Genomic DNA, 11067 nt, shown 5'->3' on the forward strand with positions numbered 1-11067 from the left:
TAAGTTAGCGCTTATGGGATAACTCCCCGCCTTGTCTCTTACTGTTTAGAGTCACACGCGGTGAAAACAGCAACCTCCGTTTGGTTTGTCCGGAAGTGGACCTCACAGAGATCCTTCCGCATCGCCAACACCGCAAAAATCACGGTGATACAGATGATAACCAGGGCAATTAAGCCCGAACGCTGCCGTTTCATAGCCTGCTTCTCCTTGACCCGAGGGTCTGTAAGAGGCTAATCTTATGTTGCTAGGCATAGATATGGCCTCAGATTAATGTTTAACGTCTTGCCGGACGTTGAATGTGTCTGGGGCTTTTTTCTATCTGCCTTTTGGCCAATGCCTGAGACAGATAGCCTCAAGCACCCGACGCAATATTACCTCTTCTTCTCTCTACTCCCGCAGTCTGAAAGCGGACCTGCCGTACTGTTCATTGGCGTTAATCCTGGCTTTCAACGCTGAAGAAACGGTTGAAGAACCAGCAATCAGGGAGATTCTGTGAAGATTACCGCTCGTTGCGATCCTGATATATAGACCTGTGTTATACATGCCGCGTTCAATTGAAGAATGTATCAGGAAGCGTTATGAAAAAATTTGCGATGATCTTTGCCATTATTCTGGCGACGGCAACCGTCAGCGGTTGCGCACCATGGTGGGGACCGGGTGGACACGGTGGCCCTGGCGGACATGGTGGCCAACATTCAGGCGGACCAGGCAATGGTCAAGGTGGCCCAGGCGGTCGTTAATCAATATGATTGCCCAGCCCAATCGTTCTGGGGATTGCAAAATACACCGCCCGAAGGCGGTGTATGCCAGGTTTGTTAGTGATGTACTAATTCACCAGAGCTGTGTTTTGGCCCGAGTCGTCCCGCCTCTTTTAAGATTTCCTCAATGAGTTCCTCAAGGCACTCTTTGCCATGATGGTCGCATACCAGATGCACCTGCCGCGATATTTCTTCCGTCTGCATACCGTCACACAATGCCGATTTAAGCATCACCGCTGCCCAGCGTTTCGCTTCAGAGTGAGTTAACATAACCCCTCCCGATTCAGGATACCTTTCTAAGCGTAGCCCTCCGCATGCAAATAGCCAGCATGAAAATAATCACCAAGCGAAACAAATTATGTCAGATGAATTTATTCCTGATAAATCAGTGCGGTCCACTCATATTAATTGCTTACATTGATTATTAATTAAAACTGGATTAGTCTGCATCAGAAAAATCGCAATTGGATAATAAGTAATGAAGAAGAAAATGATAGCTCTATTTGTCATCAGCCTGGCCGGGTGTAGTGCAAATAGTGTACAAAGTAATGCGGCCCACGTCAGAGTGACGAATAATGAACCAGGCCGTGAGTGTAAATTTCTGGGCGATGTAACGGGAAGCCAGGGTAACTTCTTTACAGGTGGATGGACATCGAACAGTAATCTCGAAACTGGCGCGCGTAATGACCTGAAAAATAAAGCCGCAGATATGGGTGGCAATGTGGTGGCAATCATTACCCAGAGAGCGGGCCAAACAGGCAGTGCTTATGGTGGTACTGGTTCTTCTGAACAGACCAACGTAACATTATCCGGTAATGTTTATCGCTGCCCGGAATAATAGCCAGGCCCAGCAATGGGCCTTTAAATTAAGTGCTAATTTAATAATAAAACACCCTGCAATTCTCAATCTTCAGAAAATCCATCAAAGAGAAAATTCTCATAATAATTTACACGCGAAAAATTAAACTAGAATTAATCTTGAGGTTTTCATCAACGTGAAATGGAGGATTGATCATTGTCTATTCAACACGACGAAAAAGGCCAAATTGTTATTGGAGAGGCTGCCCTCGCGCTTGCACTTAGCGAGAGAGAAATTAGTCTGAATACACTCATCATGCAGCTATCCCGGATGGAAGCTGGCTGCGTAACGGATGAGCGCATACAGTCTATCGTCAAAGCCAGAAACTGGCTGATGAGCTTCGAACATCCACAGGATGCCGCGGCATGTCTGCCCTACCTTAACAGCTAAGATTTACCGTCTTTATCTCGAGTAGAAGCATATTCATGGACGTAATCCGGTTTTCACCGGAAAACGGCGAAGACAACCTCAACGGTTACGCGTAAGCGTTTTCCGGCTGGAATATCTGTCAAGGATGACACATCATTAACTTTATACAGTTATTCTCATCATTAAGCTGACACGACCATATTAATCAGATTTTTCCTGCGAAAGCATACCTCTCATTAATCTACACTGAATATTTATACTTGCGAAAATATTTAATTCCCGTCCTGATAACCAGGAGACCAAATGGCTGATTTAAATGAACGCATTGAAACCCTTGAGAAAACGCTTGCTGATCTAAGTCTTGATCTTCAGGCATCCAGGATTGCTATCACCGTCTTAACGGATGTAATTAATAAGATGAGTGGCGACCCTGGCTACGTGGCAAGTCTGTATGAAGAAGAAAATAGTTCAGCTCCTTTGGTTAAGTTTAACCATCCTGAGCAGGATGGTTATGAGGAAAAACTTACGGACAAAGTGCTGGCGCTGATTGCGAAAACACAATGATTCAGATATCTATAAAGGAAATGGCTGAATAAAATCAGCCATTTCCCTGCCCTTAATGCTTCACCATCACATGCCGCACGACCGTATAATCTTCCAGCCCATACAGCGACATATCCTTACCATATCCCGACAGTTTCTGCCCGCCATGCGGCATTTCACTAACCAGCATAAAGTGGGTATTGACCCAGGTGCAGCCATATTGCAACCGCGCGCTGACGCGATGCGCGCGGCCGACATCCTGCGTCCACACGGAGGACGCCAGCCCATACTGTGAGTCGTTCGCCCACGCCAGCACCTGGGCTTCATCATCAAATGCGGTCACACTCACCACCGGGCCGAAAACTTCACGCTGTACAATGTCATCCTGCTGCCTTGCGCCCGCCAGTAGCGTCGGCAGAAAGTAATACCCTTTCCTCTCCGCTTTTTGACCGCCGGCGATCACCTTGACGTGCGGCAGCGCTTTCGCTTTGTCTACCGCCGCGCTAACACGTTCAAGATGGGCAATCGAACTCAGTGGCCCCAGTTCAGTACTCTCATCATTCGGATCGCCGATTTTCAGGCTGGACACTGCCGCGCCGAGTTTTTCGACTAACCGCTCATAGATCCCTTTCTGCGCATAGATGCGACAAGCGGCGGTACAATCCTGTCCGGCATTGTAGAAACCGAAGGTGCGCACGCCCTCAACCACGGCATCAATATCCGCATCATCAAAGACGATCACCGGCGCTTTCCCGCCCAGCTCCATATGCGTGCGTTTTACCGAGGATGCAGTATGCGCAATGATGTGCTCCCCGGTAGCGATTGAACCGGTCAGTGACACCATACGAACTTTAGGGTGTCCGGTCAGCGGGTCGCCGACGGTTTTCCCTCGCCCAAACAGCACGTTCAACACGCCTGCCGGGAAGATATCTTTCGCCAGTTCAGCCAGCGCCAGCGCGGTGAGCGGCGTGATCTCGGACGGTTTGATCACCACGCAGTTGCCCGCCGCCAGCGCCGGAGCCAGCTTCCAGGCCGCCATCATCAGCGGATAGTTCCACGGGGCAACAGAGGCAACAACACCGACCGGATCGCGTCGGATCATTGACGTGTGCCCTTCCAGATATTCTCCCGCCGCCAGGCCATTGAGACAGCGTGCCGCACCGGCAAAGAAGCGGAAAACATCAACAATGGCCGGAATCTCATCATTGAGTACGCAGTGTAATGGTTTACCGCAGTTTAATGACTCCAGCTTTGCCAGCGTTTCGGCATGCGCTTCGATGGTATCCGCCAGCGTTAACAGGCATTCCGCACGGTGCTTCGGCGTGGTTTGCCCCCACTCAACGAAGGCACGGTCGGCCGCCTCCACGGCCGCGTTCACCTGCTGAGGAGACGCCTCGGCTATCTCCAGCAATACCGCGCCCGTTGCCGGGTTGTACACAGGCTGCGTTTCACCTTCACCCGCTACCAGCTCGCCATTAATCAATAAGTTATGTTGCATCGCTGTATCCTGACTGATTGAGTTATTTACCACCGCTGGCCGCTGTCTCATCATCACGAGTCAGCCACCAGGCCCCTAAAATTGGTATTGCTGTAATCATCATCACCAGAAGCGCCACAACATTGGTGACCGGAACATCACGCGGCCTGCCAAGCTGATTTAACAACCAAAGCGGCAACGTGCGCTCATGGCCTGCCGTAAAGGTCGTCACGATGATTTCATCAAACGACAGTGCGAAAGCCAGCATTCCACCCGCCAGCAGTGCGGAGCCCAGATTCGGCAGAACGACATAGCGGAAGGTTTGCCAACCGCTGGCCCCAAGATCCATCGACGCCTCGATCAGGCTCCAGGAGGTCCGGCGAAAACGCGCAATCACATTATTGAATACCACCACCACGCAAAACGTGGCGTGCCCTATCACTATCGTCAGCAAACCGGGTTCAAGCTCCACCGTTTTGAAGGCGCTGAGCAGCGCCAGGCCCGTCACAATACCCGGCAAAGCAATCGGCAACAGCAGCAGCAACGAAATAGCGTTTTTGCCAAAAAACTCACTGCGCCAGAGCGCAGCGGCGGCCAACGTTCCCAGAACCAGCGCGATAGCCGTCGATAATGAGGCAATTTTAAGTGACAGTGTCACTGCATCAAAGATATCGCTGCGCCCGGCGGCTTCACTAAACCAGCGTAGCGTGAGCCCTTGCGGCGGGAAGCTAAACGCGGCGTCCTCGGTGTTGAAGGCGTAGATAGCGATAATCAGCAGCGGGAAGTGAAGAAATACCACGCCGCCCCAGGCCGCGATACGAACGAACAACGGTGCGCGATTAGAGTGCATCGAAGGCTCCCAGGCGTTTCACAAACGCCAGATAAAGCGCGATCAGCACAATGGGGACCAGCGTAAACGCGGCGGCCATTGGCATATTGCCTATCGCCCCCTGCTGGGAATAGACCATGTTGCCGATAAAATAGCCCGGCGGCCCCACCAGCTGCGGAACGATAAAGTCGCCGAGCGTCAGTGAAAAGGTAAAGATGGAGCCTGCCGCCACGCCGGGGATCGCCAGCGGCAATACCACATAGCGAAACGTCTGGCGCGGGTGTGCGCCCAAATCGGCGGAAGCCTGCATCAACGAGGGCGGAAGACGCTCCAGCGCCGCCTGAATCGGCAGGATCATAAAGGGCAGCCAGATATAGACGAACACCAGAAAGCGACCAAGTCCGGAGGTGGATAGCGTATTTCCGCCGACACCGGGGACGGTCAGAATCGCGCTCAACACACCGCCGAGCCCCATATGGTTGAGAAACCACTGCGCCACGCCATCTTTCGCCAACAGCAGCGTCCAGGCATACGCCTTAACGATATAACTGGCCCACATCGGTAACATCACCGCGATGTAGAAAAACGCCTTCATCTTCCCCGAAGTATAGCGCGCCATGTACCACGCCATCGGGAACGCCAGAATGGCGCTGGCAATCGTCACCGCGATGGCCATGGTGAGCGTACGCAAAATGATGTCGTAGTTGGCCGGGTTAAACAGCGCCCGGAGATTTGCCAGCGTGAGATCCGGTGTTACTGACATGGTGAAATCGTCGAAGGTATAGAACCCCTGCCACAACAGCGTCAGCAGCGAACCAAAGTAAACAACGCCGAACCACATCAACGGCCCCAGCAACAATAAAAAGAGCCCCAGCGCGGGCTTACGCCAGAACAAACCGGAGAGCCGCGCGGAACCGGCTGAAGGGCTGGATTTACTGATACTCATCTCCATTTACCTCCCTCCATCCAGCGGCACCATCGCGTCGCGTGCCCACGATGCCAGCACTGTCTGTCCGGTTTGCGGGCCACCGGGAGTCAGTTCCGAAGAAAAGTTGGCTTCACTGACCAGCAGTTTTCCACCACCTTCGAGTCGCAGTTCAAAACGCGTGGCGGCCCCCTGATACTGCACCGACTGCACCACGCCGCGAGCCTGAATTTCCCCTGGCGTATTCAGACGAATATGTTCCGGGCGCAGCGACCAGTCACCGCTCATTCCGCAAAGCGTTGTCGCCTGTTCAGAATCAAAGACGTTCGAGGTGCCAACAAACCCGGCGACAAACGGCGTGCGTGGGCGCAAATAGAGTTCTCGCGGCGTGTCCACCTGCTCAATGCGACCATTATTGAACACCGCGACCCGATCGGACATCGACAGCGCTTCCCCCTGATCGTGGGTGACAAAAATAAAGGTGATCCCAAGTTCTTGTTGCAGCTTTTTCAACTCAACCTGCATCTGTTCACGCAGTTTGAGATCCAGCGCGCCCAGCGGTTCATCCAGCAGCAGAACGCGCGGCTGATTGACCAACGCACGCGCGATTGCCACACGTTGACGTTGTCCGCCGGAAAGCTGTGACGGTTTACGCGTGTGCGCAAACCCGAGCGCGACCTGATCCAGCGCCTGTCGTGCACGTGCATGACGCTCTTTTTTCCCGACGCCTTTTACCATCAGTCCATAAGCCACATTATCGAGAATCGACATATGCGGAAACAGCGCGTAATCCTGGAACACGGTGTTCACATCACGCTCCCACGGCGGGAGCTCACTGGCCTGACGGCCAAAAATAGAAATCGTGCCGCCTGAAAGCTGTTCAAAACCGGCAATCAGCCGCAGGCAGGTGGTTTTGCCAGAGCCCGAAGGCCCCAGCATCGAAAAGAACTCCCCGTCGTGGATAGCAATACTGACGCCATCCACCGCACGAACCTCACCATACAGACGGGAGACATCATGAAACTCTACTGCGTACGTCATGTTTCACTCCCGGGCGATCAGCGGCCACCCATGATGGCGATATAATCCTGCGTCCAGCGGCTGTAAGGCACATACTTCCCGCCTTCCGCCACCGGCGTTTTCCAGAATGCAATTTTGTCGAAGAAGTTATAGCCGTTGGTTTCACAGCCTTTGTCGCCCAGCAGCGGGCTGGCTTTACAACCTTCTGCCACCACCGGCAGCGAGCCGAACCAGGCCGCCACGTCACCCTGAACTTTTGGCGTCAACGACCAGTTCATCCATTTGTACGCACAAACCGGATGTTTCGCCTCAGCATGCAGCATGGTGGTATCCGCCCAGCCGGTAACACCTTCTTTCGGGAATACCGTGGCAATCGGCTGACCTTCGCCCTTCAGGCCGTTAGCCTGATACGGCCACGCGCTGGACGCCACCACGCCTTCGTTTTTAAAGTCGCTCATCTGGACGGTGGTGTCGTGCCAGTAGCGGTGGACTAACCCATGCTGATCGCGCAGTACTTTCAGCACCGCCTGATACTGTTCTTCGGTCAGTTGATAAGGATCGTCAATACCCAGCGCCGGTTGCGTGGCTTTCACAAACAACGCCGCATCGGCGATATAAATCGGGCCATCGTAGGCCTGAACGCGGCCCTGGTTGGATTTGCCATCCGACAGATTCTGTTTCACAAAGACAACGTTCCAGGAGTCCGGCGGCGTCGGGAATATTTTGGTGTTATACATCAGCAGGTTTGGCCCCCACTGATACGGCGTACCGTAGACTTTGCCACCGACGTTAAACCAGGCGCCTTTTTCCAGACGCGGATCGAGGGTTTTCCAGTTAGCGATCAGTTCAGGATTAATCGGCTGCACGCGCTTGCCCATAATCAGGCGCAGCGAGGCGTCACCGGACGCGGTGACAAGGTCATAGCCGCCCTTCGCCATCAGGCTCACCATTTCATCTGACGTCGCGGCGGTTTTAACGTTAATTTTGCAGCCGCTCTCTTTTTCAAACTGGCTCACCCAATCGTACTGTTTATCCGTTTCGCCCCGTTCGATGTAACCCGGCCAGGCGATAATATCCAAACGCCCTTCTCCTTTATCGAGTGATTCAGGCGGTTCGGCGGCGTGCGCCACAGCGATAGTCATCCCGAGCGCGCACAGGCTGCTGCAGGCAAATTTCTTGCTCATAAAGATTTACTCCTGTCACAATGAAATTGAGCGGCAGCCGTGCCGTAAAAATATCTCCCTCATTTAAAATAGATGGCGTAACTCAAGGCCTCGCGGGCGCGCGCAAAAATTTGTGCAGGTTGTGACAAAGTACGCATTCCGCGTATCTGAACGGGTGACCTGCTTAGAATATGGATTATAGACAAGGAGTTAGGGCGTGATACGGCTATGCGAATTTCCTATGACCGCGGCGGAATAAAATAACCCACGGCCATTGTTCAAACATAACGAAAATTAATTCAGAAGCTGACGAATGAGTTTACCGAGTATTTCCACTGCGCGATCTTCTCGCTCTCCCCAGCCCCACGCGGTATTAAAACGGAAAAAGGATGCCCAGTTATCGGTGGTGGAAAACATTTTGCCCGGTGCAATGCTGATGTGATGTTCAAGCGCCATCGCGCTGAGCACGCCCGCATCAATTCCGGCGGGCAACTCCAGCCATAGGAAATAGCCGCTGTCGTTATGGTGAATTTTGACTTCCGGCGGCAGATGACGCAGCAACGCCTGCCACGCCTGCTGTTTACGCTCAGCCAGTTGGCGGCGCAGACGCCGCAAATGCGCGTCATATCGTTTGGTGGCGAGATAATCCACCAGCGCCATCTGCATCGGCGAGCTGGTTGAGAGCGTGCTCATCAACTGCAAATGCTGAATACGCCGGGCGTGCTTGCCTGCAGCCACCCAGCCAATCCGAAAACCCGGCACCAGACACTTGGAAAAAGAGCTACAGTGCAGCGTCATATCGTTGCGGTCCCACGCTTTCGCGGGGAGGGGTTTATCGCGACCAAAGTAGAGCTCGCTGTACACATCATCTTCGATCAGGGTTACATTGTGCGACGTCAGTAAAGTCACAAGCTGTGCCTTCTTCTCTGGAGATAGCGTGAAACCCAGCGGGTTCTGGCTGTTGGTCATCAGCCAGCAGGCTTTCACCGGATAATTTTGCAGCGCCTGCGCCAGCGCATCGAGATCGATCCCTTCTTTCACATCCGTCGCCACCGAAAGCGCTTTGAGTTTCAATCGCTCCAGCGCCTGCAGTGCACCGTAGAAACAGGGGTTTTCAACGATCACCCAATCACCCGGCTCGGTCACCGCCTGCAGGCTGAGATTCAGCGCTTCAAGCGCCCCGGCGGTGATCACTATCTCATCAGGAGAAACGGTTATGCCCTGCAACGCATAACGTCGGGCGATGGCGTGACGCAGTTCATCATTGCCCGGCGGCAGGTTTTCAATCACGCTCATCGCCGTCGCGGTTTTACTTACCTGCGCCAGTGAGCGGTTTAACTGTGGCAGGGGAAACAGCCGTGGGTCAGGAAACGCCGAGGCAAAAGGCAACACAGACGCATCACGGCTGGCCTGTAACACCTCGAAAATGTAGGTGTTGATATCAACGGCTTCATCACGCATTACCTGCGCAGGCGGACGGCTGGGCCGTTGCACGACCGGACGCGGCGCAACGTAATAGCCAGATTGCGGACGGGCGATGATTCGTCCCTGACTTTCCAGCAACTGATAAGCGTGGCTCACGGTCATAAAACTCATGCCGCTGTTCACCACCTGCTCGCGCAGCGACGGCAACCTGTCGCCAGATTGCCAGACGCCATTCTCTATCTGATCCGTCATCTGTTGCGCAAGCCGCTGGTATTTTTTCATCGTTTTGTCCGATTTACGATTGAGCAACCTGCATCTTATAACAGTTTTACAAAAACTTCATTTTCGTGTAACTGTTATGAATAGTCCGAAAGTTCGTTTTTTCTGAAGTACGTATTAGACATAAACGCGACGAACAATAATCATGAGTATATTCAACTGCTACCCATCATGGGGAATGGTCAATTACCGCTGTAACAATAACACTGTGTGAAAGCGTACGGATTTGTAAAAAGTATTAAGAATCAGCCAGGAATGAAATCCAGACTGGAATAGATGCGCTGATGAGACAGGAATTATAGAGGACGGTAATATGGCGTTAAGGAGCGTTATGCAGGATCACACCTATTTATGCCCGGACTGCGACGAACCTATATTTAAACCGGGTACAGTCATTTACACCCCGGAAGAGATAAGCAACTGTCGCTGCCAGGAATGTGGCCGCGCGTACACGCCTGAAGATGTGATCAACCAGGCGCGTAAAGCTGCCGCAGACCTGCTACGCAACGCTCTGCACTATCACGAGTGAACGCCAATGTTGATGCTTAGCGCCAGTAAGTATGTCTTTTCTTGATTGGCCCACGGAATAACGAGGGAGCGGCTTTCTTACTGCGAGTCAATAACATAAGCAGCACACACATAAAGCTAATAAAACCTAAAAAAACGCCCTGACCTGCGGCGATCATTAGGTGCATTAAAGATGTATATTCAACGATCATATCAGCCAGACTTCTTTATACTCTTACTGCCCACTGCGTGTGGTTAAAAATTCAGCAAAAGAAAATGTGTAATTATCAGAAAAGGGTTTTATTAGCCGACGAAGGAAATGACTCGTCGGTTAACCGGCGCAAATTATATGACAGGATGCAGTAAAAACGGAACTGCTAATTATGGCAATCGCGCGATGCGTCACAGGAAAAAGATTGCAAAATGTTAAGTAAAAACTCAATCGCCCATTTACCGCAATGCTGCAATTTTGTTAACTCATAACATCAGATTAGCCGCCGTTCCCTCGATAGCCCCTACCCATGCGCAGGAGAAACAAGATGCAGGATGCCTCTATCAAGTCACCCAAAATGTGGACCGCCATCGAGGCCTCGAACCCCGTCCCTTCCAATCGAAAATCGTCTGCTCTTCCAGTTGAGCTAATGGCGGTTTGTACTGACATGCTAAACAACGAGCGGCAGAGTAATCCTCTCTACTTCAATGAAAGTTAAACAAAAATTTGGAACCGAAAAAACTTAACGTTCCTTACATTTCGCTCAGTCATTCGCACGACGAATCTCCTCCGGATGTATAACAGTTAACGCAACTGTTATCTAAAAACATCGCTTTGCTGTACATGTCACCGAATTGTTACGCACCTTACAATTTGACCGAACAAAAATTGATGCGGAGTTGGGGGTTGAGGGCCAATGGA

General features: G+C 52.1%; 13 protein-coding genes and 1 tRNA gene. 5 read left to right on the forward strand and 9 right to left on the reverse strand.

What is annotated here, in order from left to right; genetic code table 11:
* Positions 1-38 precede the first annotated feature (38 nt).
* The gene (locus F0Q32_RS25475) at positions 39-194 is read right to left on the reverse strand and encodes a Hok/Gef family protein (protein ID WP_149465145.1); all 156 of its coding nucleotides are present in this window, start codon (positions 192-194) and stop codon (positions 39-41) included.
* 384 nt (positions 195-578) lie between these two features.
* Here F0Q32_RS25475 and F0Q32_RS26270 point away from each other — a divergent pair, with 384 nt between their 5' ends.
* On the forward strand, positions 579-740 hold the full coding sequence (locus F0Q32_RS26270; protein ID WP_188016914.1) for a hypothetical protein: 162 nt from the start codon (positions 579-581) through the stop codon (positions 738-740).
* 75 nt (positions 741-815) lie between these two features.
* Here the strand turns inward: F0Q32_RS26270 and F0Q32_RS25480 are convergent, their stop codons facing one another.
* Positions 816-1028: a hypothetical protein gene (locus F0Q32_RS25480; protein ID WP_149465146.1), complete on the reverse strand. Its 213-nt coding sequence runs from the start codon at positions 1026-1028 to the stop codon at positions 816-818.
* Between the two features lie 208 nt (positions 1029-1236).
* Between F0Q32_RS25480 and F0Q32_RS25485 the strand changes: the two genes are divergently transcribed.
* The 3 genes from F0Q32_RS25485 (at position 1237) to F0Q32_RS25495 (ending at position 2550) form a co-directional block, all read left to right on the forward strand.
* On the forward strand, positions 1237-1596 hold the full coding sequence (locus tag F0Q32_RS25485; protein WP_149465147.1) for a DUF4156 domain-containing protein: 360 nt from the start codon (positions 1237-1239) through the stop codon (positions 1594-1596).
* A 177-nt stretch (positions 1597-1773) separates the two neighbouring features.
* Complete coding sequence (locus F0Q32_RS25490; protein WP_149465148.1) at positions 1774-2007, forward strand: hypothetical protein; 234 nt, start codon at positions 1774-1776, stop codon at positions 2005-2007.
* A 282-nt stretch (positions 2008-2289) separates the two neighbouring features.
* Positions 2290-2550 carry a hypothetical protein gene (locus tag F0Q32_RS25495; RefSeq protein WP_149465149.1) on the forward strand — a complete coding sequence of 87 codons (261 nt, stop codon included), beginning with the start codon at positions 2290-2292 and terminating at the stop codon, positions 2548-2550.
* A 52-nt stretch (positions 2551-2602) separates the two neighbouring features.
* On the opposite strand, the gene patD is transcribed toward F0Q32_RS25495, so the two are convergent.
* From patD to F0Q32_RS25525, 6 genes are all read right to left on the reverse strand, one after another.
* Positions 2603-4027: an aminobutyraldehyde dehydrogenase gene (gene patD, locus F0Q32_RS25500; protein ID WP_149465150.1), complete on the reverse strand. Its 1425-nt coding sequence runs from the start codon at positions 4025-4027 to the stop codon at positions 2603-2605.
* Between the two features lie 22 nt (positions 4028-4049).
* Positions 4050-4856, reverse strand: a complete 807-nt coding sequence (locus F0Q32_RS25505; RefSeq protein ID WP_149465151.1) for an ABC transporter permease — start codon at positions 4854-4856, stop codon at positions 4050-4052.
* Positions 4846-5787, reverse strand: a complete 942-nt coding sequence (locus F0Q32_RS25510; RefSeq protein ID WP_149465152.1) for an ABC transporter permease — start codon at positions 5785-5787, stop codon at positions 4846-4848. Before F0Q32_RS25510 ends, F0Q32_RS25505 begins: the two co-directional genes overlap by 11 nt.
* Positions 5788-6801: an ABC transporter ATP-binding protein gene (locus tag F0Q32_RS25515; RefSeq protein WP_149465153.1), complete on the reverse strand. Its 1014-nt coding sequence runs from the start codon at positions 6799-6801 to the stop codon at positions 5788-5790.
* A 17-nt stretch (positions 6802-6818) separates the two neighbouring features.
* On the reverse strand, positions 6819-7964 hold the full coding sequence (gene ydcS, locus F0Q32_RS25520) for a putative ABC transporter substrate-binding protein YdcS (protein WP_149465154.1): 1146 nt from the start codon (positions 7962-7964) through the stop codon (positions 6819-6821).
* A 273-nt stretch (positions 7965-8237) separates the two neighbouring features.
* Entirely contained in the window at positions 8238-9650 is a 1413-nt protein-coding gene (locus F0Q32_RS25525; protein WP_149465155.1) for a PLP-dependent aminotransferase family protein, read from the reverse strand.
* A 328-nt stretch (positions 9651-9978) separates the two neighbouring features.
* On the opposite strand from F0Q32_RS25525, the gene F0Q32_RS25530 reads away from it, so the two are divergent.
* A complete protein-coding gene (locus F0Q32_RS25530; RefSeq protein ID WP_149465156.1) occupies positions 9979-10176 on the forward strand; it encodes a hypothetical protein in 198 nt (65 codons plus the stop codon).
* 550 nt (positions 10177-10726) lie between these two features.
* On the opposite strand, the gene F0Q32_RS25535 is transcribed toward F0Q32_RS25530, so the two are convergent.
* Positions 10727-10802, reverse strand: a tRNA-Glu gene (locus F0Q32_RS25535).
* Positions 10803-11067: the final 265 nt, after the last annotated feature.

Origin of the sequence: Pseudocitrobacter sp. 73 (genome assembly GCF_008369545.1) — a bacterium.
Classification (GTDB): Bacteria; Pseudomonadota; Gammaproteobacteria; order Enterobacterales; family Enterobacteriaceae; genus Pseudocitrobacter; species Pseudocitrobacter vendiensis.

Excerpts from the sequence above, each read along its gene's own strand:
- F0Q32_RS25475 (WP_149465145.1), bottom strand. The coding sequence starts at position 194 with ATGAAACGGCAGCGTTCGGGCTTAATTGCCCTGGTTATCATCTGTATC.
- F0Q32_RS26270 (WP_188016914.1), top strand. The coding sequence starts at position 579 with ATGAAAAAATTTGCGATGATCTTTGCCATTATTCTGGCGACGGCAACC.
- F0Q32_RS25480 (WP_149465146.1), bottom strand. The coding sequence starts at position 1,028 with ATGTTAACTCACTCTGAAGCGAAACGCTGGGCAGCGGTGATGCTTAAA.
- F0Q32_RS25485 (WP_149465147.1), top strand. The coding sequence starts at position 1,237 with ATGAAGAAGAAAATGATAGCTCTATTTGTCATCAGCCTGGCCGGGTGT.
- F0Q32_RS25495 (WP_149465149.1), top strand. The coding sequence starts at position 2,290 with ATGGCTGATTTAAATGAACGCATTGAAACCCTTGAGAAAACGCTTGCT.
- patD (WP_149465150.1), bottom strand. The coding sequence starts at position 4,027 with ATGCAACATAACTTATTGATTAATGGCGAGCTGGTAGCGGGTGAAGGT.
- F0Q32_RS25505 (WP_149465151.1), bottom strand. The coding sequence starts at position 4,856 with ATGCACTCTAATCGCGCACCGTTGTTCGTTCGTATCGCGGCCTGGGGC.
- F0Q32_RS25510 (WP_149465152.1), bottom strand. The coding sequence starts at position 5,787 with ATGGAGATGAGTATCAGTAAATCCAGCCCTTCAGCCGGTTCCGCGCGG.
- F0Q32_RS25515 (WP_149465153.1), bottom strand. The coding sequence starts at position 6,801 with ATGACGTACGCAGTAGAGTTTCATGATGTCTCCCGTCTGTATGGTGAG.
- ydcS (WP_149465154.1), bottom strand. The coding sequence starts at position 7,964 with ATGAGCAAGAAATTTGCCTGCAGCAGCCTGTGCGCGCTCGGGATGACT.
- F0Q32_RS25525 (WP_149465155.1), bottom strand. The coding sequence starts at position 9,650 with ATGAAAAAATACCAGCGGCTTGCGCAACAGATGACGGATCAGATAGAG.
- F0Q32_RS25530 (WP_149465156.1), top strand. The coding sequence starts at position 9,979 with ATGCAGGATCACACCTATTTATGCCCGGACTGCGACGAACCTATATTT.